17 protein-coding genes are annotated in these 19,449 nt (G+C 69.1%); 12 read left to right on the plus strand and 5 right to left on the minus strand.

All coding sequences use genetic code 11. From position 1 onward, the window contains the following. Window positions 1-12 precede the first annotated feature (12 nt). The 5 genes from pnuC to ACTJLD_RS07760 form a co-directional block, all read right to left on the minus strand. Entirely contained in the window at window positions 13-645 is a 633-nt protein-coding gene (pnuC, locus tag ACTJLD_RS07740) for a nicotinamide riboside transporter PnuC (protein WP_021157393.1), read from the minus strand. Window positions 646-704: 59 nt separating this feature from the next. Continuing rightward, window positions 705-2,936, minus strand: coding sequence for a TonB-dependent siderophore receptor (locus tag ACTJLD_RS07745; protein WP_440658464.1), 2,232 nt, complete (start codon window positions 2,934-2,936; stop codon window positions 705-707). A gap of 616 nt (window positions 2,937-3,552) precedes the next feature. Continuing rightward, window positions 3,553-3,756, minus strand: coding sequence for a DUF2970 domain-containing protein (locus tag ACTJLD_RS07750; RefSeq protein WP_021164122.1), 204 nt, complete (start codon window positions 3,754-3,756; stop codon window positions 3,553-3,555). A 123-nt stretch (window positions 3,757-3,879) separates the two neighbouring features. Then, window positions 3,880-5,997, minus strand: a complete 2,118-nt coding sequence (locus ACTJLD_RS07755; RefSeq protein ID WP_440658465.1) for a pyridoxamine 5'-phosphate oxidase family protein — start codon at window positions 5,995-5,997, stop codon at window positions 3,880-3,882. Between the two features lie 36 nt (window positions 5,998-6,033). Continuing rightward, window positions 6,034-6,678, minus strand: coding sequence for a glutathione S-transferase family protein (locus tag ACTJLD_RS07760; RefSeq protein ID WP_059693828.1), 645 nt, complete (start codon window positions 6,676-6,678; stop codon window positions 6,034-6,036). Window positions 6,679-6,805: 127 nt separating this feature from the next. On the opposite strand from ACTJLD_RS07760, the gene ACTJLD_RS07765 reads away from it, so the two are divergent. From ACTJLD_RS07765 to ACTJLD_RS07820, 12 genes are all read left to right on the plus strand, one after another. Further along, window positions 6,806-7,741: a LysR family transcriptional regulator gene (locus ACTJLD_RS07765; protein WP_060195077.1), complete on the plus strand. Its 936-nt coding sequence runs from the start codon at window positions 6,806-6,808 to the stop codon at window positions 7,739-7,741. A gap of 230 nt (window positions 7,742-7,971) precedes the next feature. Continuing rightward, window positions 7,972-9,666 carry a 5-guanidino-2-oxopentanoate decarboxylase gene (locus tag ACTJLD_RS07770; protein ID WP_440658467.1) on the plus strand — a complete coding sequence of 565 codons (1,695 nt, stop codon included), beginning with the start codon at window positions 7,972-7,974 and terminating at the stop codon, window positions 9,664-9,666. After that, complete coding sequence (locus tag ACTJLD_RS07775) at window positions 9,663-11,135, plus strand: aldehyde dehydrogenase family protein (protein ID WP_124819516.1); 1,473 nt, start codon at window positions 9,663-9,665, stop codon at window positions 11,133-11,135. The genes ACTJLD_RS07770 and ACTJLD_RS07775 overlap by 4 nt, the downstream gene beginning before the upstream one ends. 150 nt (window positions 11,136-11,285) lie before the next feature. Then, a complete protein-coding gene (locus ACTJLD_RS07780; RefSeq protein ID WP_174394210.1) occupies window positions 11,286-12,383 on the plus strand; it encodes an ABC transporter substrate-binding protein in 1,098 nt (365 codons plus the stop codon). A 4-nt stretch (window positions 12,384-12,387) separates the two neighbouring features. Continuing rightward, window positions 12,388-13,311, plus strand: coding sequence for an ABC transporter permease (locus ACTJLD_RS07785; RefSeq protein ID WP_027790891.1), 924 nt, complete (start codon window positions 12,388-12,390; stop codon window positions 13,309-13,311). After that, a complete protein-coding gene (locus tag ACTJLD_RS07790; protein ID WP_021162908.1) occupies window positions 13,308-14,150 on the plus strand; it encodes an ABC transporter permease in 843 nt (280 codons plus the stop codon). The genes ACTJLD_RS07785 and ACTJLD_RS07790 overlap by 4 nt, the downstream gene beginning before the upstream one ends. Window positions 14,151-14,190: 40 nt before the next feature. Then, a complete protein-coding gene (locus ACTJLD_RS07795; RefSeq protein ID WP_060207776.1) occupies window positions 14,191-15,264 on the plus strand; it encodes an ABC transporter ATP-binding protein in 1,074 nt (357 codons plus the stop codon). Window positions 15,265-15,304: 40 nt separating this feature from the next. Further along, on the plus strand, window positions 15,305-16,123 hold the full coding sequence (locus tag ACTJLD_RS07800; protein ID WP_440658468.1) for a transporter substrate-binding domain-containing protein: 819 nt from the start codon (window positions 15,305-15,307) through the stop codon (window positions 16,121-16,123). A gap of 43 nt (window positions 16,124-16,166) precedes the next feature. Continuing rightward, the gene (locus tag ACTJLD_RS07805) at window positions 16,167-16,931 is read left to right on the plus strand and encodes an amino acid ABC transporter permease (protein WP_060313310.1); all 765 of its coding nucleotides are present in this window, start codon (window positions 16,167-16,169) and stop codon (window positions 16,929-16,931) included. Next, window positions 16,928-17,584, plus strand: coding sequence for an amino acid ABC transporter permease (locus ACTJLD_RS07810; RefSeq protein WP_021162904.1), 657 nt, complete (start codon window positions 16,928-16,930; stop codon window positions 17,582-17,584). Before ACTJLD_RS07805 ends, ACTJLD_RS07810 begins: the two co-directional genes overlap by 4 nt. Window positions 17,585-17,625: 41 nt before the next feature. Continuing rightward, window positions 17,626-18,351 (plus strand): amino acid ABC transporter ATP-binding protein, encoded by a 726-nt coding sequence (locus tag ACTJLD_RS07815; RefSeq protein WP_059859364.1) that lies wholly within the window; start codon window positions 17,626-17,628, stop codon window positions 18,349-18,351. 71 nt (window positions 18,352-18,422) lie between these two features. After that, window positions 18,423-19,325, plus strand: a complete 903-nt coding sequence (locus ACTJLD_RS07820; RefSeq protein ID WP_060196759.1) for a LysR substrate-binding domain-containing protein — start codon at window positions 18,423-18,425, stop codon at window positions 19,323-19,325. Window positions 19,326-19,449 lie beyond the last annotated feature (124 nt).

Here is a 19,449-nt window from a genome sequence, read left to right on the forward strand (position 1 = left end):
TCGGCGCGTGAATCAGCGCGCGCCGCCGCCCGTTGCCAGCGCACCGCCGGCCGCCGCGCGCAGCGCCGCGGCCGTGCGGCTCCAGTCGCGCCAGCCGACGACGGCCAGCCCGATGAACAGCGCGTAGAGGCCGGCCGTCAGATACAGTTCCTTGAACACGAACATCCCGACGTACACGACGTTCACGACGATCCACAGCCCCCACGATGCAATGTAGCGCCGCGCGGTCCAGTATTGCGCGACGAGGCTGAACGCGGTCAGCGAGGCATCGACGAACGGCAGCGCCGCATCGGTCCAGCGCGCCATCATGCCGCCGAGCAGCGCGCTGCCGACGACGGCCGCGATCAGGTCGGGCAGCATCTGCATCGGCCGCACGCCCGTGACGGGCGCGACATCGCCTGCCGGCGCCGCATTGCCGTCGGCCTCGCTCGCGCGCTGCGCGAGCCAGCGTTGCCAGCCGTACACCTGCAGCACCGCGAACGCGCCTTGCAGCAGCATGTCCGAATACAGCTTCGCGTCGAAGAAGATCCAGCCGTACAACGCAACCGACACGAGCCCGACCGGCCAGCACAGCATGCGCCGCTTCGCGGTCAGCCAGATCGCGAGCGCGCTGACGATCACGCCGGCGATTTCGAGTGGGGACATCGTCTGTGCTCTCCAGGTTAGCTGCCGGGGCCGCGCGTCACGCGGCCGGTTCCGGACGGTCAGAAATCATAGGTCAACGACACGCGGGCGGTGCGCGGCGCCCCCGGGAACAGGTACGCATCGCCCTGCTGCTCGCCCGCGTCGCGCCAGTAGAACTTGTTGAACAGGTTGTCCACCGACACGCGCAACACCGTGCGATGGCCGCCGATCTTCGTCGTATAACGCGCGCCGAGATTGAACACGAACCACGCCGGCACCTGCGCGGTGCCCTCCTCGTTCGCGTTGCGGGCCGCGCTGTACTCGACGCCGCCCAGCACGTTCAGCCCCGCGACGCCCGGCACCGCGTAGTCCGCATACAGCGATGCGCGCAGCGCGGGCACGTTGATGATCTGGTGGCCTTCGTACGCCGGCGAACCCGAATCGTACGCCCGCGCGCGAATCGCCGCGACGCTGGCCGTCAGCCCCAGACGCTCGGTCACGCGCCCGGCCGCGCCGAGCTCGATCCCCTGGTGCCGCTGCGTGCCGCGCTGCACGAACGTGTAGCGCTCGCCCGATGCGTCCGGATCGGCGAACTGGAACGGCTTGCTGATCGAGAACACGGCGGCCGTGAGGCTCAGCCGGTCGAGCCAGTCGTATTTCGCGCCGACTTCGATCTGGTGCGATTCGACGGGCGGCAGGAACGCATACGCGTTGGTCGCGCGCACGGGCGCCTGGTCGCCGAGCGACAGTGCCTTGCTGTACGACGCGTACAGCGACAGCACGTTCACCGGCTTGTAGACGAGCGCGACCTGCGGCAGGAACACCGAGCGGTCGGTGTGCGTCGCGTCGCCGTCGACGCTGCTCCAGCTGCGCTGGCGCAGCAGCACCTCCTTGCCGCCCGCGAGCACCTGCCAGTGTTCGCCGATGCTGATGCGGTCGAGCCCGAACACGCCGTATTGCCACGCATCGAGGCGCGGGTACGACGGCCCGGGCGAATTCGACGACGGCGAGAAGGTCGTGTCGGGCCCGTAGATGTTCTCGCTGCCGACGTAGTCGTACACGGCATCGGCCATGTGCACGACGCGGCGCTGCACGCTCACGCCGAGCGTCAGCTCGTGCCGCAGCGGCCCCGTCGCGAACTTGCCGGTCGTGACGGCACGCAGGTCGTCGTTGCGCCGGTATTCGCCGGGGCTGCGGAAGTCGTACACGTCGTAGTCGCCGTTCGCGCCGAAGAAGAACGGCGAGGTCCCTCCAACCTTGCAGTTGGCCGACGGCGAGCAACCGTAAGCGAACGCGCTGTTGTCGTCGATCATCGTGCGGCTGCGGCCGGCGGCGATATACGCCTTCCAGTCGTCGTTGAACTGGTAGTCGAAGCGCGCGTTCAGGTTCAGCGCGTCGGTCGTCACCGGCTTCGCCCACGGCTGCGTGCCGAGCGCCTTCGACGTCGTCTTGACCGACGGCACGACGGTGCCGCCGAGCAGCTGGTAGCCGGGGGCGGAACGCTGGATCCACTGCTGGAATTCGGCGTTGAGCTGCAGGCTCGCGCGCGGGCTGATGTCCCAGTCGGCAGCGATCGAGCCGAACGTGCGCCGTCCGTTCGTGCCGTCGATGTAGGAGTGCATGTTCTCCTTCGCGGCATTGATCCGGAAGCCGAACTGATTGTCGGGGCCGAAGCGGCGGCCGAGATCGACGGCCGCCGACGTCGAGCCGCGGCTGTCGACGCCACCCGTCACGCTCGCGACGTTCGCCGAGCGCTTGGTCACGAAGTTGATCACCCCGCCGGGCGCGACGACGCCGCTGTCGATGCCGGCAAGCCCCTTCAGGATCTCGACGCGTTCCTTGTTCTCGAGCGGCACATTCTGCTCGCCGGACACCGTCAGCCCGTCGATGCGGATCGCGCTCGCAAGATCGACCGGAAAACCTCGGATCGCGAAGCCTTCGAAATAACCGACCGGCGCATAGTCGTTGACGACCGACGCGTCGTTGCGCACGACGTCGCTCAGCCGCTTCGCCTGCTGGTCGTCGAGCTGCGCGCGCGTGACGACGCTCACCGACGCCGGCGTGTCGCGCAGCGGTGCGTCGTCGAGCCCCGCGACGGATGCCGTGCGTGCGCGCAGCGCGTTGCCGCGCTCGCCGCTCACCGTGATCGTCGGCAGCGTCGCGCTGGCGACCGCCCCGGCGTCCGGCGCCGGCGTGTCGCCCTGCACCGCGGCGGCCTGGGCCGCGAAAAGCGTGATGCCGAAGCCGACACCAAGCCCGACCTTCGCGCGCCGCCGCCGTGCGGGCGACGCTGTTGTTCTATTCACCGTCATTGCTCTGGATGGAAAACTCGCCACTCGACCCTGTCGAAACCCGTTACGAAGCTGCGAAGCGTGCCCGCGACCGGATCTGCCTCCGCCGGACGCACGCGCCGGCACGACATTCGTCAGACGAACCGGGCGAACCAGACGATCCGGCACGCAAGCGGGCCGCTCGGTCGGGAAGACGCAGGATGGGACATCGGATTCAGGTGACGCACCGGGAACCGACGCTGCCGTCGACCGGTTCGTCGGGGCGTGTCGGGCGGCCGGCTGCATCGCGCGGTCTTGTCATGCGGGGGGACGCTTCGAACGCCCCGGTACGGGCGCGACGGTCTGGCGCGCGCCGTTCGCTGGAACGGCGGCATGCCCGTCGCGCACGACATCGCGGCGCGGCGCGCATTTTACCCCGGGCGGGGCGAGCTGCCCTGGAATCGGGCGAATCGGGAGAATCGGGTGGGTGGGGAAAGCGGGAACGGGAACCGCGCGCTTCGTGCGGCACGGCGACGGTGCCAATGTGCGCATGACTGGCGTCGTGCGCGGCCACCTCGATGACCGGCATCGTCATGCGCCGGTCAAGCGGCCGGAAACCGGAGCGGGAACGTTCGCCCGCTCGCGATTCGGCGGCCGGTCAGAATCCCTGCATCGTCGCGGTCGGGTCGACGACCAGGTGCACGACGCCGTAGATCACCGCGCCGACGAGCAGCGCGAGCACGATCGCCACGAACGGCAGCAACGTGTAGTTGACGTTCGCGAGATCGGCCGCGTGCGCCTTGCTGTTGCGTACGCCGAAGAAACTCCACAGGACCAGCTTGATCATGCCGAGCAGTTTCATGGTTGTGCTCCTTTCATCGAATCGGTTGACGCTATCGTCGATCCGACCGGCATCCGAAAAAAGAAGCAGTTGCGCGCGCTTTTCGCGCAGCAGGCCGTCTGCGGCCGCATGTCGCAGGGTGCGTCAGCGGTCGAGCACGAGCGGCTCCGACCCTTGCGCGGGCCGCGCGACGCACAGCAGCGCGCAGCCGGGTTCGACCGGCGCATCGGGCGCCTGCTCGTAGCCGACCGCGCCTGACAGCACGCGCGTCGCGCACGTGCCGCACGACCCGGAGCGGCATTCGGACGGCACGGCCACGCGCTGCCCTTCCGCGAATTCCAGCAACGTGCCGTCGGCGGGCGTCCACGCGGCATCGCGGCCCGTGCGCCGGAATACCACCGGCACGCCCGCCGCCGGCGCCCCGGTCGTGCGGGTCGCGCTGCGCGCCACGCTCGACGGCCCGAACGCCTCGAAGCGGATGCGTTCGTCCGGCACGTTCAGCGCGCGCAGCCCGTCATACAGGTCGCGCATGAACGCCGACGGCCCGCACAGGTAGAAGTCGTAATCGTCGAACGTCAGGAGCCGCTTCAGTCGCGCGATGTCGATGCGGCCTGCGTGCGCCGCCGACCCGTCGTGAGGATGGCTGTCGAACCAGTGGAGCGACAGCCGTGCGTCGGCGGCCGCGATGCGCGCCAGCTCCGCCGCGAACGGCCGGTCGGCCGCGTCGCGCGCGCCATGCACGAACACCACGCGGCGCGATGGCCGATCGTCCGCCAGCGCGCGGCGCAGCATCGCGGTCATCGGCGTGATGCCGATGCCGGCCGACACGAGCACGGCCGGGCGCGGGCTCGCGAGATCGAACGTGAAGCGCCCGCGCGGCATCTGCGCGTCGAGCGCCATGCCCGCCTGCGCGTGATCGTGCAGCCACGCCGACACGCGCCCTTCGCGCTTCACGGTGATCCGGTAATGCGTGCCGCCCGGCGCATCGGAGAGCGTGTAGCTGCGGAGCGACGGCGCGTCGCTTCCCGGCAGCGCGATGCGCAGCGTCAGGTGCTGCCCGGCTTCGTAGGCGGGCAATGCACCGCCGTCCGCCGGTTCGAAATGGAACGAGCGAATCGCGCGCGCTTCGTCGACGATCTTCGCGATGCGCAGCGGCCGCCATGCGGGTGCCGATGCCGATGCCGATGCCGATGCCGATGCCGATGCCGATGCCGATGCCGATGCCGATGCCGATAGTGATTCTGATGCGGGTGCGGTGACCGACGCGGTTGAAGTCTGCACCAACCCGCCCGCCGCCATCGCCGCGAACTGCGGCGCACGTTCGACCGCCGACCACCGGAACGGCAGCACCGCGCGCATGCGCCGCACTTCCCGCACATGGAACCGCACGACCCGCTGCGCGCCGTCGAACGATGCGACGAGCGGCCCGTCCCACACGATCTCGGCGCGCGCGGCCACATACAGCAGGTCGCCGTTGTCGAAATCGACGAACAGCAGCCCCGCACGCGGATCGTGCTGCAGGTTGCCGAGCGTGTTGAAGAAGCGGTTGCCGCTGAAATCCGGCGTCGTCAGCGTGTGCGCATCGTCGACGCGCACGAAGCCCGGCATCCCGCCGCGATGCGACACATCCGCGCCACGCGCAGCGCCCGCGTCGGTCGACGTGTTCGCGCTCGCGACGAAGAACGTATCGGCCTGCGCAAGCAGCGCTCGATCGGCCTCGTTCAACGCGTCCGATACGTCGGGCCCGGCGAACGCGCCGGCTTCCCGGGCGACGAACGTCGGCTTGCGTCCCTGGATGTACTTCGCGCAGTTGCCGAAGCTCTGCTCGACCGCGATCGTCAGCGCATCGCCGTCGACCGCGCGCACGACGCCGTTGACACGATTGCGCCGCCGCGTATCGAATTCGATCCCGAGGCCGCCGAGCGGCGCGCCCGGCTGCCACGCGCCGTCCAGCGGATCGCCCGGCAACGCGCGCGCCGCGATGCGCAGCGTACGCGGGCCCGGCGACGTCACGAACCCCGGCGCGCCGGCGCGCAGCGTCGCCCACGGCTGGCCGTTCGCATCGACGCCGCCAAGCACGAAGAATGGCAGTTGCGCGAAAAACGTCCGGTGCTGGTCCGGCATGAAACGCCGGATCCCGCGCCGGCCGGCCGAACCCGCGGCCGCCGTCACGCCCGCGCGCTGCTGCACGGCAAGCTCTCCCGCGTGAAACGGCGCGGTATCGAGTTCCCAGCCCGGTACGACGGTGGTCGGGGTGTTCATCGCGTTCTCCGTGGGCAGGCGCGGCGTCGGTGGGCGTTACGCGGCAAGCAGGCCGGCGCGCGTCGTCGGCATCGCAACGAAGCCCGGCAGTGCCTCGACGCGTGCCAGCCACGCACGCACGTGCGGATACGGTTCGAGCGACACGCCGCCTTCCGGCGCGTGCGCGATGTACGAGTAGGCGGCGACGTCCGCAATCGTCGGCTGCGCACCGGCCGCGAACGGCTTGCCGGCCAGCTCGCGATCGATCACGTCGAGCACTTTCGCGGCCGTACGCTTGGCCGCTTCGTGGTCGAGCTTCGCGCCGAACACGGTCACGAGCCGCGCGGCGGCCGGCCCCGATGCGATCGGCCCGGCCGCATACGAGAGCCAGCGCTGCACGACGGCCGCGCTGGCCGGGTCGTCGGGCAGCCAGTGCGCGTCGCCGTAGCGCTTCGCGAGGTACACGAGGATCGCATTCGAATCGGCGATCACCGTGCCGCCGTCGTCGATCACGGGCACCTGCCCGAGCGGATTGAGCGCGAGGAACGCCGGTTCGCGCTGTGCGCCGGCCGCGAGATCGACGTCGACGGTCTCCGAAGGCAGGCCGAGCAGCGACAGGAACAACCGGACGCGATGCGCATGCCCGGAGAGCAGGAACGAGTAGACGCGAATCGGCGAAGCAGGCTTGCGGACGGCAGACATGGAAAACACTCCGGAATCTCGCGCCGCCGGGAATCGGCGACGAACACCTGCAGCGTAGCGCTCGCCGTTCGTCTCCAGAAGATGGATAATCGCGGAAACATTATCCGCTCCCATAGGACAATCGACGATGGCCGATCTGCGCGACGTGAACCTGAACCGGCTGGCGGTCTTCGTCGCGGTGGTCGACGCCGGCTCGCTGACGGCCGCGGCCGAGCGGCTCGGCCTGGCGAAGACGGTCGTCAGCACGCACATGCAGCGCCTCGAATCCGAGGTCGGCGCGAACCTGCTGGTGCGCACCACGCGGCGGCTGAGCGTGACCGACGCGGGGCGGGCGTTCTACGACGCGTGCCGCGACATCGTGCGCGCCGCGGAAAGCGCGCTCGACGCGGTGTCGTCCGACGCGGGGCCGCTGCGCGGCACGCTGCGCGTGAGCGTGCCGATCGACTACGGCGCGCTGGTCGTCGCGCCTGCCGTCGTCGCGTTGCGCGACCGGCATCCGGGCCTCGACGTCGAACTCGTCGCGAACGACCGCGTCGTCGATCTCGTCGCGGACAACCTCGACGTCGCGATCCGCATCGGCCGCCTCGCCGATTCGAACTATCGCGCGGTGCAGCTCGGCACCTACGAGAAATGGCTGGTCGCGAGCCCCGCGTTCGTCGCGCGCCACGGGCGGCCGCAGGATACCGATGCGCTCGCCGCGCTGCCGTTCGTGATGCTGTCGACGCTGCCGCGCCCGCATACGCTCGAACTCGAAGACGCGAACGGCGGCACCGCTTCGGTGCGCTGTGTCGCGCACGTCGTGTCGAACACCGCCACCGCGTGCCGCGCGATCGTGCTCGCGGGCGGCGGCTTCGGGCTGCTGACGGACTTTTCGACCGCCGACGACCTCACGGCCGGCCGGCTCGTGCGGCTGCTGCCCGCGTGGCGCTCGGCGCCGGCCGGGATCCATGCGGTGTATCCGTCGACGCGGCTGCCTTCGCCGAAGGTGCGGGCGTTTATTGATGCGATGAAGCAGAGGATCGACGACACGCGGCCGGCACGCAAGACGAAACGCGAACGCTAGCGCACGCCGAATTCCGTTGCGGCTGCGCGCCGCGCCGTTGCCGGCCCGCGCATTCCATTCCTCCGATGTATCGCGACATCCTCGCGACCACGCATCGCCATGCAAGGCGCTCATGCGCGGCATGAAAACTAATCGATTGTTGGCGCCCCGGATCGACGCCGACAATCCGCTGCATGCCCCCTCGTTTGCGGTACGGGCCACTCCCCCTCCCAATCGGCACGTCACGATCCATGAACCATCCAGTCCCCCTCTCCTGCATCGCCGAGGCCCGCACGGCCGCGCCGGCACCGTTCCTTGCCCGTCCCCGCACCTGCGGCGAAGCACTCGTCGACCTGCTCGAACGTTATGGCGTCGAATGCGTGTTCGGCATTCCCGGCGTGCATACCGTCGAGCTGTATCGCGGGCTCGCAGAGTCGTCGATCCGCCATGTGACGCCGCGCCACGAACAGGGGGCCGGCTTCATGGCCGACGGCTACGCGCGCGTCACGGGCCGGCCGGGCGTCTGCTTCATCATCACCGGGCCGGGCATGACCAATATCGCGACCGCGATGGCACAGGCCTACGCGGATTCGATCCCGATGCTGGTGATCTCGAGCGTCAACGCACGGCGCGAGCTCGGCAGCGGCGACGGCCGCCTGCACGAGCTGCCGTCGCAGCGTGAAGTCTTCGCGGGACTCACCGCGTTCTCGCACACGCTGCTCGACGCGGCCGACCTGCCGCAGGTGCTCGCGCGCGCGTTCGCGGTCTTCGAAAGCGCACGGCCGCGGCCCGTGCACATCGAGATTCCGCTCGACGTGATCGTGATGCCGGCGCCCGCGCTGCCCGCCGCGCCACCCGTGCTGCCCGCCCGCCCCGCACCGGACGCCGGCGCGCTCGCGGCGGCCGCGGACCTGCTCGCCCATGCGTGCCGGCCGCTGATCCTGGCGGGCGGCGGCGCCGTGCATGCGGCGGCCGAATTGCGCGAGCTCGCCGAACGCCTGCACGCGCCGGTCGCGCTGACGATCAACGCGAAGGGTCTGCTGCCGGCCGGCCATCCGTTGCTGATCGGCTCCACGCAATCGCTGCCCGCCACCCGCGCGACGATCCGCGACGCCGACGTGGTGCTCGCCGTCGGCACCGAGCTCGGCGAAACGGATTACGACGTCACGTTCGACGGCGGCTTCGCGATCGATGGCCGGCTGATTCGCATCGACATCGACGCGCAGCAGCTGATGCGCAATGCCCGCGCGGAGATCGCCATCGCCGGCGATTCGCGGCTGGCGCTCGGCGCGCTGTCGACCCGCCTGCACGAAAAACCGACGACGCCCCCCGAAGCCGGCTGGGGCGCGCCGCGCGTGGCCGCCGTGCGCGCCGCGATCGCGTCGGGCCACGACGGCCCGGCGCGCGCGCAGGCGCGGCTGATCGACACGATCGTCGCGGCGCTGCCTGGCGTAATCGTCGCCGGCGATTCGACGAGCCCCGTGTACGTCGGTAATTTCACCCACGACGCGCACGCACCGCGCAGCTGGTTCAACTCGTCTACCGGCTACGGCACGCTCGGCTACGGGCTGCCCGCCGCGATCGGCGCGAAACTCGCCGCGCCCGCACGCCCCGTCGTCTGCCTGATCGGCGACGGCGGCCTGCAGTTCACGTTGCCGGAGCTCGCGAGCGCGGTCGAGGCCCGCGTGCCGGTGATCGTGATCATCTGGAACAACCGCGGCTACGGCGAGATCCGCAAATACATGGTCGCGCGCGACATCACGCCGATCGGCGTCGATCCGTACACGCCCGATTTCCTGGCGCTCGCGCGCGGCTTCGGCTGCGCGGCGCACGCGGCCGCGACGCCCGACGCACTGGCTGCCACGTTGCGCGACGCCGTCGCGCGCGCGATCCCGACCGTGATCGAGATCGACGAAGCGACATGGTTCGAGCAGGTGCAGCAATGAGTCAGGTCCCCGATTTCCATTTTGATCCGCCGCTGCGTACCGGGCTTTTCATCGCCGGCGCGTGGGGGTCCGGCGCCGACGGCGCCACGTTGCCGATCGTCGATCCGTCGACTGAAGCGGTCCTCGCGCATGTGGCTGCCGGCGGCAGCGCGGACGTCGAGCGCGCCGTCCAGGCCGCGGCCCGCGCGTTTCCCGGCTGGAAACGCACGACGGGTGCCGCGCGCGCGGCCCTGCTCCGCGCGATCGCGCGCGGCGTCGACACGCACCGCACACGGCTCGCGACGCTGCAGTCGTTCAATAACGGCAAGCCGTTCGCCGAAGCGGAGATCGACGTCGCCGACGTGATCGCCACGTTCGACTACTACGCCAGCCTCGCGGAACGCGTCGACACCGACGGCGAAACCGAGGTCGCGCTGCCCGGCGACGACCACCGCGCATGGATCCGGCGCGAACCGGCCGGCGTCGCCGCGCTGATCGTGCCGTGGAATTTCCCGATGGTGACGACCGCGTGGAAGCTCGCGCCGGCGCTCGCGGCCGGCTGTACCGTCGTGCTGAAGCCGTCCGAGATCACGCCGCTGCCGGAACTCGAACTCGTCGCGATCGCCGCCGCAGCGGGCCTGCCGCCAGGCGTGCTGAACGTCGTGACGGGCACCGGCCCCGACGTCGGTGCCCGGCTGTGCGCGCATCCGCTCGTCGCGAAGGTGTCGTTTACCGGCAGCACGGCGGTCGGCGCGCAGGTCATGAAAACGGCCGCGGACACGATCAAGGGCGTCGGCCTCGAACTCGGCGGCAAGTCGTCGATCGTCGTGTTCGACGACGCCGATCCCGACCACGCGGTCGAGCTGATCGCGGGCGGCGGCCTGTTCAACGCGGGGCAGATGTGTTCGGCGACCTCGCGCGTGCTCGTCGCCGCGCCGCTCGCCGACGACCTGATCGCACGCCTCGCGCGGCGGATCGACGCGACCGTCGTCGGCCCGCCGTTCGCGCCCGGCGTGCAGATGGGCCCGCTGACGAACCGCGCGCAATACGAACGCGTGAAGCGCCACATCGCGCAAGGCCGCGCCGACGGCGCGCGGCTCGTGACGGGCGGCGACGTGCCCGCCGGCCCCGGTTATTTCATCCGGCCCGCGCTGTTCGCCGACGTGCCGGCCGACAGCCCGCTATGGCGCGACGAAATCTTCGGGCCGGTGCTGTGCGTCCGCACGTTCGATACCGAGTACGACGCGATCGCTGCCGCCAACGATACCGAATACGGGCTCGTCGCGACCGTCGTCACGCGCGACGCGGCACGCGGCAAGCGGGTCGCCGACGCGCTCGAAGCAGGCGTCGTGTGGATCAACACGCCGCAACTGATCTATCCGCAAACCTCATGGGGCGGCTACAAGCGCAGCAGCGTCGGACGCGAGCTCGGCCCGTTCGGGCTGGCCGCATTCCAGGAGATCAAGCAGGTCATGATGCCGGCCCGCTGAGGCCGTCCGGGCCATGCGTTTATCTCATGCCGCGCATGCGGATATTTCGTTTGTTGCGGAAATTTGACGTCCCTACAGTGCATCCACACCCCGCGCCGCCATTCGGCGACCGGCATCGAACCACCCGGCATCGTTCATCAGGAGACGGCCATGCAACACTTCAAGGCGGGCAGAAGGCAGGTGATCAAAACCCTCGGCACGGCACTCGCCGCATCCGCCCTTCCGATGCCGTTCATCAGTACTGCGAAGGCACAGACGAGCAGCTTCGCGGGCAAGACGCTGCGCATCCTCACGTGGTCTGACGATACCGGTGCGGCCGCGCTCCGCAATATCGCGGAAACGTTCAGCAAGCAGACCGGCGCACGCGTGATCGCCGACCGCGCGGACGGCACGTCGGGCATGGTCGCGAAGGTCAAGGCCGCCGGCGAGCGGCCGACCTACGACGTGATCACGCTGGCCGGCGTCGGTGCGGCCGGCCTCGCCGATGCAGGCCTGCTCGCGAAGCCTGACCTGAACCGGCTGCCGAACCTGAAGGACGTCGCGCCGCAGTACCGCACGGGCGCAAACGGGTTCGGTGTCGGCTACCTGCTGTGGTCGGACGGGCTGATCTACAACACGTCGACCATCAAGACCGCACCGGCGAGCTACGAAGCGCTGTGGGATCCGAAATATGCGGGGCGCCTGTTTCTTCCGCCGCCGGAGTGGGCCGAGGCGGTCGATCTCGCGATCGTCGCCGCGAAGCTGGCCGGCGGTTCGCAGCAGAACATCGAACCGGGCTTCCGCAAGCTCGCGGCGCTCAAGGATCGTGTGATGACGCTCGGCGAAAACCCGAACCAGGTCGCCGACCTGTTCCGCACCGGCTCGCTCGACATCGGCGGCATCTATTCGCCCGCGTTCTTCCCGGACCAGATCCGCAAGCCCGACTACAAGATGGGCGTGACGTACGGGATGAAGGAAGGCTTCGCGACGCAACTGATGTTCACGGTGATTCCGAAAGCGCACCCGGGCGACCTCGACCTGATCCATGCGTTCATCAACCACACGCTCGACGCGGGCGTGCAGGGCCGGATGGCGGCGGACGTGCTGAACGGGCCGGTGAATTCGAAGGCCGTGATCCCGGCGGAAAGCCGCGCATTCGTGCCGTCGCCGCAGCAGATCGCGGAAAAGGCCATCCTCCACGACGACAAGGCGCTCGCCGCCGTTCAGCCGGCGTGGATCAAGCGCTATACCAGCCTCTTCGCGGCCTGACGACATGGCCTCGCTGCCTTCCTCCCGTCACGCGGAACCCGTCGCCGCCGGCCCGGCCGGCGGCGCTTCGGCCGCCGCTGCCGCGCGGCCCGGCGTGCCGCCGTGGCTGCTGCTTGCGCCGATCCTCGCATTCCTCGCGGTGCTCGCGGCGGCGACGCTCACCGTGCTGCGGATGAGCGTCGGTACGCCGGGCGACGAATGGCGCACGTTCACGCTGCAGAACTACGCCGATCTCGCCGACCCGTACTTCATGCACTCGCTGTGGCTCACGCTGCGCCTCGCGTTCCAGAGCATGGTATGCGCGGTGCTGCTCGCGATCCCGGTCGCGCTGGCGATGGCGCGCGCCGAATCGCGGCTCGCGCGGCGACTCATGCTTGCCGGCGTGCTGCTGCCGCTGCTCGTCAACCTGCTGCTGCAGGGTTACGGCTGGCTCGTGATGCTCGGCCCGGCGGGCCTGCTCAACCGCTCGCTGCTGGCGGCCGGCGTCATCGAACGGCCACTGCAGCTGCTGTACCGCGAACACGGCGTGCTGCTCGGGCTGATCCAGACCGCATTCCCGCTCGCCGTGCTGCCGCTGTCGAGCGCGCTGCGTGCCGTGTCCCGCGCGTACGACGAAGCCGCCGCGACGCTCGGCGCGACGCGCTGGCAGACGCTGCGGCACGTGACGCTGCCGCTCGCGATGCCGGGGCTCGTATCGGGTGCGCTGCTCGTGTTCGCCTACAACGCGAGTGCATTCGCGGTGCCGCTGCTGCTCGGCGGCCGGCGCGTGCCGATGCTCGCGGTGCTCGTGCATGACCAGGTCGCGCCGCTGCTGAACTGGCCGGCCGCGTCGGCCTCGGGTGTCGTGCTGATGGGCGCGACGCTCGTCGTGATGGCGGTTTCCCAGCGCCTCGTGCGCGCGCTGCAACGTGACGAGGTGAACCGATGAATGCCCTTCTGCCGCGAGCACCGCTGCCCGGCCGTCTGAGCCGCGCGACCGGCACCCTCGCGACGCTCGTGCTGTGCCTCGCCGCACTGCCGATCGTGACGATGATCACGATGTCGTTCGGCTCGTCGGGCACGCTCGAATTCCCGCCGCGCGATTTCAGCCTGCACTGGTACCGCGCCGCCTGGCAGACCTTCGTGACCGCCGATGCCGGCAGTGCGCAATCGATGGGTGCCGCGCTGACGACGAGCCTCGTCGTCGCGATCGCGACGATGCTGGTCGCGACTGCGGTTTCGGTACCCGCCGCCTACGCGCTGTCGCGTTATCGCTTCCGCGGCAAGACGTTCGTCGAGCAGCTCGTCGCGCTGCCGATCGTCTATCCGCTCGTCATGCTCGGCCTCGCGCTGCTGCTCGTGTTCAACGCGCTGCCGGTCGAACTCGGGCTCGTGCGGCTCGTCGTCGCGCACGTGATCCTGACGCTGCCGTTTACCGTGAAGAACTGCGCGGCATCGGTCGCGTCGATCGGCCCGGAATTCGAGGAAGCCGCGTGCCTGATGGGCGCGAGCCCGCGCCGCGCGTTCGTCGATGTCGTCCTGCCGCTGATGCGGCCGGGCGTCCTCGCCGGCATGCTGTTCGCGTTCATCGTGTCGTTCAACGAGTTCACGGTGACGTTCTTCCTGTACAGCGTCGACACGATGACGCTGCCGGTCTGGCTCTACAGCCGCACCGTGTCGTCGCTCGACCCGACCGTGTTCTGTTTCGCGGTGTTCACCGTCGCGATCGATTTCGCGCTGATCTGGATGCTCGAAAAACTCGTCGGCGACAAGGGCGTTGCGCTCTGATACGCGCACGACTCCGCCCTCGCCCATCCAAGGACTCCCCATGACCCAGCTCACCCTTCAGAGCGTGACGAAGCGCTTCCAGCACGCGTATGCCGTGGATCACGTCGACCTGTCCGTGCCGGACGGCAAGCTCGTCTGCTTTCTCGGCCCGTCGGGCTGCGGCAAGACCACGCTGATGCGGATCATCGCCGGCCTCGAGACGCCGACGTCGGGCACGATCACGTTCGCCGGCCGCGACCTCACGCACGTGCCGGCCAACCGGCGCGACTTCGGCATGGTGTTCCAGTCGCTCGCGCTGTTCCCGCACATGACGGTCGCGCAAAACATCGCGTATCCGCTGCGGCTGCGCAAGACGGCCAGGACGGCTCAAACGCAGCGTGTCGCGGAGCTGCTGGAACTCATCCAGCTTCCGCACCTGGCCGACCGGCTCGTCACGCAACTGTCGGGCGGGCAGCGCCAGCGCGTCGCGATCGCACGCGCGATCGCTTCGTCTCCGCGTCTGCTGCTGCTCGACGAGCCGCTGTCGGCGCTCGACGCGAAGCTGCGCGAGGCGATGCAGGTCGAGATCCGGCTGCTCCAGCAACGGCTCGGCATCACGACGATCATGGTCACGCACGACCAGCGCGAAGCGATGACGATGGCCGACGAGATCGTCGTAATGGAGAAAGGCCGCATCCAGCAGGTCGGCCGGCCGCTCGACATCTATCGCGATCCGGTCAACGAATTCGTCGCGGATTTCATCGGCCTCGGCAACATCCTGCCGGTCGCGTGCGACGGCGACGACGCGATCGTGCTGCCGGGCGGACAACGGCTCGCGATCCGGCGCGCGCCCGACGCGCCGCGCGCGGACGACGCCGTGCGCCTGCTGATTCGCCCCGAGGACGTGTGCGTGCGCGCGGCCTCGGGCTCGCCGTCCGCGCCGAACACGCTCGCCGGCACGGTCACGTTCGTGCGCGACGTCGGCGCGTCGATCGAGGCGACGATCGATTGCCGCGGCTTCACGCTGACGGCAGCGACGACGCCGCGCGAAACGCCCGACCTGCACGTCGGCATGCCGGTCGCCGCCGAGCTACCCGCGCATGCATGCAAGCTGATCGCCGCACGCGGCGCCTGATTTCCGGTTCTTTCCCCAGCGCAGCAACAAGGACTCCATCATGAACGCATCGACCCAAGCCCACCGTCTCGTGCGACGCCTGCTCGCCCGCACCGCCCTCGTCTGCACCTGCGCGGCGGATCTCGCCGCCATCGCGCCGCTCGCACATGCCGACGCACTCGACACGATCGCGAAATCCGGCGTCGTGCGCATCGGCGTGTTCGAGGACTACCCGCCGTTCGGCTCGATCGGCCCCGACATGAAGCCGCAAGGTTACGACATCGACATGGCGGCGCTGATCGGCAAGGCGCTCAACGCGAAGGTCGAGCTCGTGCAGGTCACCGGCGACAACCGAATGGCGTATCTCGCCGACCGCAAGACCGACATGCTGCTGTCGGTCGGCCAGACGCCGGAGCGCGCGAAGGTGATCGATTTCTCGAACGCGTATGCGCCGTACTATCTCGCGGTATTCGGCCCGAAATCGCTCGCCGTGAAAGGCACCGCCGATCTCGCCGGCAAGTCGGTCGCGGTCGCGCGCGGCACGCTCGAGGACCTGAGCGTGAGCAAGGTCGCGCCGCCGAACGCGACGATCAAGCGCTTCGACGATCCGAACGGCGCGATCGCGGCGTTCCTGTCGGGGCAGGCGCAACTGCTCGTGATCGGCAACGACGTCGGCGCGACGATCATCGCGCGCCATCCGTCGATCGATCCGGAGCAGAAGTTCTCGCTGTTCAGCTCGCCCGATCACGTCGGCCTGAACAAGAACGAGCCGCGCCTGATGCAGAAGGTCAATGACGCGATCGCCGGCGCGAAGAAAAGCGGCACGCTGAACACCCTGTCGCAGAAGTGGCTGCACGCGGCACTGCCGGCCGACCTGTGATGCGCGTCGCGCCCGCCCCGCATTCACGACGGAAGGTATCGTTATGACCTACGTGTTCGACTTCAGCGATTTCGGCCTCTACGCCGGCATGCTCGCGCGCGGGATCGGCGTGACGCTCGGCCTCACCGCGGCCTCCACCGCGCTCGGCGGCCTGATCGGCACCGCCGGCGCGTGGGCCGCGCTCGCCGGCCCGCGCTGGGCACGCACGCTGGTCGCGGCCTATGTCGAGCTGATCCGCAATACGCCGTTCCTGGTCCAGCTGTTCTTCATCTTCTTCGGGCTGCCCGGGATCGGCGTGCACATCGACGAAGCGCAGGCGGCCGTGCTGGCGATGACGGTCAACCTGGGCGCGTATGCGGTCGAGATCCTGCGGGCCGGCATCGAATCGGTTCCGCACGGGCAAACGCAGGCCGCACGTGCGCTCGGGCTGCACGGCCGGCAGGTGTTCGGTCAGGTCGTGCTGCCGCAGGCGCTCGCGAACGTGTACCCCGCGCTGCTCGGGCAGGTGCTGATCGTGATGCTCGGTTCGGCCGTCGTGTCGCAGATCTCGGTGCCCGACCTGACCTATGCGGCGAACTTCATCCAGTCGCGCAATTTCCGTGCGTTCGAGATCTACATCGTCGTGACTGCGATCTACCTACTGCTGTCGATCGCGCTGCGCATGCTGCTCAATCGCGTCGGCCGCCGTCTGTTCGCGGGCCGCGCGCCGCACGGTGCGGCCGCCGCACCGCGCCGCTCGTGCGTTGCCCGCTTTACATGGCGCGCGCGCTCCCCTGAAACCGGCCTCCCGACGGAGCGTGCCCGATGATCGAATTCACCTTCCAGGATATTGCGTGGAACCTGCTACTGGCCGCGCGCTGGACCATGCTGCTGTCGCTGATCACGTTCGTCGGCGGCAGCGTCGCCGGGTTTGCGCTGCTCGCGATGCGCATCTCGCCGGTGCCGGCGCTGCGCCGCTTCGTGAGCCTGTACGTCGAGCTGTTTCAGGGCACGCCGTTGCTGATGCAGCTGTTCCTCGGTTTCTTCGGGCTGCCGCTGATCGGCATCGACGTGACGCCGTGGACCGCCGCATCGGTCGTATTGACGTTGAACGCGAGCGCATACCTGGCCGACATCTGGCGCGGCTGCGTCGACGCCGTGCCGCGCGGCCAGTGGAGTGCGGCGGCCAGCCTCGGCATGACGTGGACGCAACAACTCCGTTACGCGGTGTGGCCGCAGGCATGGAAAATCGCGCTGCCGCCGACCGTCGGCTTTCTCGTGCAGGCGGTGAAGAGCACGGCGCTGACGTCGATCATCGGGCTGACCGAACTCACGAAGACCGGCAACATCATCACCAATGCGGTGTTCAAGCCGTTTCCGATCTACGCGATGGTCGCGCTGCTCTACTTCGCGATGTGCTTCCCGTTGACGTGGTACGCCCGCGTGCTCGAACGCCGCTACCGCGTCGCGAAGGCACGCTGAACCGGCGCCGCGCGCGCCTCATTACGATGCAGGTATCCCCCATGATTTCCATCAGCAACGTTTCGAAGTGGTACGGCCCGTTTCAGGTCCTCACCGATTGCACGACCGAGGTCAGGAAAGGCGAAGTGGTCGTCGTGTGCGGCCCGTCGGGCTCGGGCAAGTCGACGCTGATCAAGACCGTCAACGGCCTCGAGCCGTTCCAGCAGGGCGAGATCCTCGTGAACGGCCAGTCGGTCGGCGACAAGAAGACGAACCTGTCGAAGCTGCGCTCGAAGGTCGGGATGGTGTTCCAGCATTTCGAGCTGTTCCCGCACCTGTCGATCACCGAGAACCTGACGCTCGCGCAGATCAAGGTGCTCGGCCGCGGCAAGGACGAGGCGAACGAGAAGGGCCTGAAGCTGCTCGATCGGGTCGGCCTGAAGGCGCATGCGCACAAGTTCCCGGGCCAGCTGTCGGGCGGCCAGCAGCAGCGTGTCGCGATCGCGCGCGCGCTGTCGATGGATCCGATCGCGATGCTGTTCGACGAGCCGACGTCCGCGCTCGACCCCGAGATGATCAACGAAGTGCTCGACGTGATGGTCGAACTCGCGCAGGAGGGGATGACGATGATGGTCGTCACGCACGAGATGGGCTTCGCGAAGAAGGTCGCGCATCGCGTGATCTTCATGGACAAGGGCGCGATCGTCGAGGACGACCGCAAGGACGATTTCTTCTCGCATCCGAAATCGGAACGCGCGAAGGACTTCCTCGCGAAGATCCTGCACTGAACGCTGCCGCGACGCGACGCGACGCGCCGCACCCGCCCCTTCCGATCGCCCGTTCCATGCCGGCCTTTCCGATGAAACGACTGCCTTCCCTCAACGCGCTGCAGATCTTCGACATCGTCGCCCGCCACGGCAGCTTCACGCGCGCCGCCGAGCAGCTGTGCCTGACGCAGGGTGCGGTGAGCCGGCAGGTCCTCGCGCTGGAGGCGTTCTACCAGTTCCCGCTATTCAAGCGCACGCCAAAGGGACTGACGCTGACGGCGGAAGGCGAGCTGCTGTTACCGACGGTGCGCGAGAGCTTTGCGCGCATCGAAGAGGTATCGATGCGCCTGTCGCGCCGGCGCACCGAGCTCGCGCTGAAGGTGCCGACCTGCATGATGCAGTGGATGTTGCCGCGGATCATGCGGTTTCAGTCCGAGCACCCGGAACTCCAGGTGCAGATCACGACGACCTGGGGCCATCACGTCGATTTCCGCATGGAGCCGTTCGACGCCGCGGTGATCTACGCCCCCGGCGCCGGCCCCGACATGCATGCGATCCCGCTGTTCGAAGAGCGGCTCACGCCGGTATGCTCGCCGGACCTGCTGAACCGGCATCCGCTCGCAAGCGTCGACGACCTGGCCGACCATACGCTGCTGCATCCGACCCGCGATCACCGCGACTGGAAACGGTGGCTCGACCATGCGGGCGCACCGCACGTCGACTCGACGCGCGGATTGAGCTTCGAGACGCTCGACCTCGCCACCCACGCGGCGATCGACGGCTACGGCATCGCGATCGGCGACCGGACGCTCGTCGACGAAAGCGTGGCGGCGCACCGGCTCGTGACGCCGTTCGACGTGTCGATGCCGACCGGGATGGGCTATTACTTCGTGTATCCGGGCGGCGCCGAGCAGCAGCAGAAGATCCAGCTGTTCGGCGACTGGATCACGGGCGAACGCGAGCGCCAGACCTCCGTTTTCAATCGGCGCGCGTGAGCCGGCTCATCGGCACGGCACGCAAGCGCTTGCGTGCCGCATACGGCCGCCCGGCGCGCCCGACCGGACCCGGCCCGCGCAATGCCGGCAGGCGGCGATTTCCCCTCGCTTCCAGTTCGCTTTC

Source organism: Burkholderia sp. 22088 (assembly GCF_052045915.1).
GTDB lineage: Bacteria > Pseudomonadota > Gammaproteobacteria > Burkholderiales > Burkholderiaceae > Burkholderia > Burkholderia cepacia.

What these genes read in the sequence shown, in the direction of transcription:
- ACTJLD_RS07790 (WP_021162908.1), top strand. Translation starts at nt 13,308, where the DNA reads ATGAATGCCCTTCTGCCGCGAGCACCGCTGCCCGGCCGTCTGAGCCGC.
- ACTJLD_RS07745 (WP_440658464.1), bottom strand. Translation starts at nt 2,936, where the DNA reads ATGACGGTGAATAGAACAACAGCGTCGCCCGCACGGCGGCGGCGCGCG.
- ACTJLD_RS07795 (WP_060207776.1), top strand. Translation starts at nt 14,191, where the DNA reads ATGACCCAGCTCACCCTTCAGAGCGTGACGAAGCGCTTCCAGCACGCG.
- ACTJLD_RS07755 (WP_440658465.1), bottom strand. Translation starts at nt 5,997, where the DNA reads ATGAACACCCCGACCACCGTCGTACCGGGCTGGGAACTCGATACCGCG.
- ACTJLD_RS07800 (WP_440658468.1), top strand. Translation starts at nt 15,305, where the DNA reads ATGAACGCATCGACCCAAGCCCACCGTCTCGTGCGACGCCTGCTCGCC.
- pnuC (WP_021157393.1), bottom strand. Translation starts at nt 645, where the DNA reads ATGTCCCCACTCGAAATCGCCGGCGTGATCGTCAGCGCGCTCGCGATC.
- ACTJLD_RS07805 (WP_060313310.1), top strand. Translation starts at nt 16,167, where the DNA reads ATGACCTACGTGTTCGACTTCAGCGATTTCGGCCTCTACGCCGGCATG.
- ACTJLD_RS07760 (WP_059693828.1), bottom strand. Translation starts at nt 6,678, where the DNA reads ATGTCTGCCGTCCGCAAGCCTGCTTCGCCGATTCGCGTCTACTCGTTC.
- ACTJLD_RS07765 (WP_060195077.1), top strand. Translation starts at nt 6,806, where the DNA reads ATGGCCGATCTGCGCGACGTGAACCTGAACCGGCTGGCGGTCTTCGTC.
- ACTJLD_RS07820 (WP_060196759.1), top strand. Translation starts at nt 18,423, where the DNA reads ATGAAACGACTGCCTTCCCTCAACGCGCTGCAGATCTTCGACATCGTC.
- ACTJLD_RS07810 (WP_021162904.1), top strand. Translation starts at nt 16,928, where the DNA reads ATGATCGAATTCACCTTCCAGGATATTGCGTGGAACCTGCTACTGGCC.
- ACTJLD_RS07780 (WP_174394210.1), top strand. Translation starts at nt 11,286, where the DNA reads ATGCAACACTTCAAGGCGGGCAGAAGGCAGGTGATCAAAACCCTCGGC.
- ACTJLD_RS07750 (WP_021164122.1), bottom strand. Translation starts at nt 3,756, where the DNA reads ATGAAACTGCTCGGCATGATCAAGCTGGTCCTGTGGAGTTTCTTCGGC.
- ACTJLD_RS07815 (WP_059859364.1), top strand. Translation starts at nt 17,626, where the DNA reads ATGATTTCCATCAGCAACGTTTCGAAGTGGTACGGCCCGTTTCAGGTC.
- ACTJLD_RS07775 (WP_124819516.1), top strand. Translation starts at nt 9,663, where the DNA reads ATGAGTCAGGTCCCCGATTTCCATTTTGATCCGCCGCTGCGTACCGGG.
- ACTJLD_RS07785 (WP_027790891.1), top strand. Translation starts at nt 12,388, where the DNA reads ATGGCCTCGCTGCCTTCCTCCCGTCACGCGGAACCCGTCGCCGCCGGC.
- ACTJLD_RS07770 (WP_440658467.1), top strand. Translation starts at nt 7,972, where the DNA reads ATGAACCATCCAGTCCCCCTCTCCTGCATCGCCGAGGCCCGCACGGCC.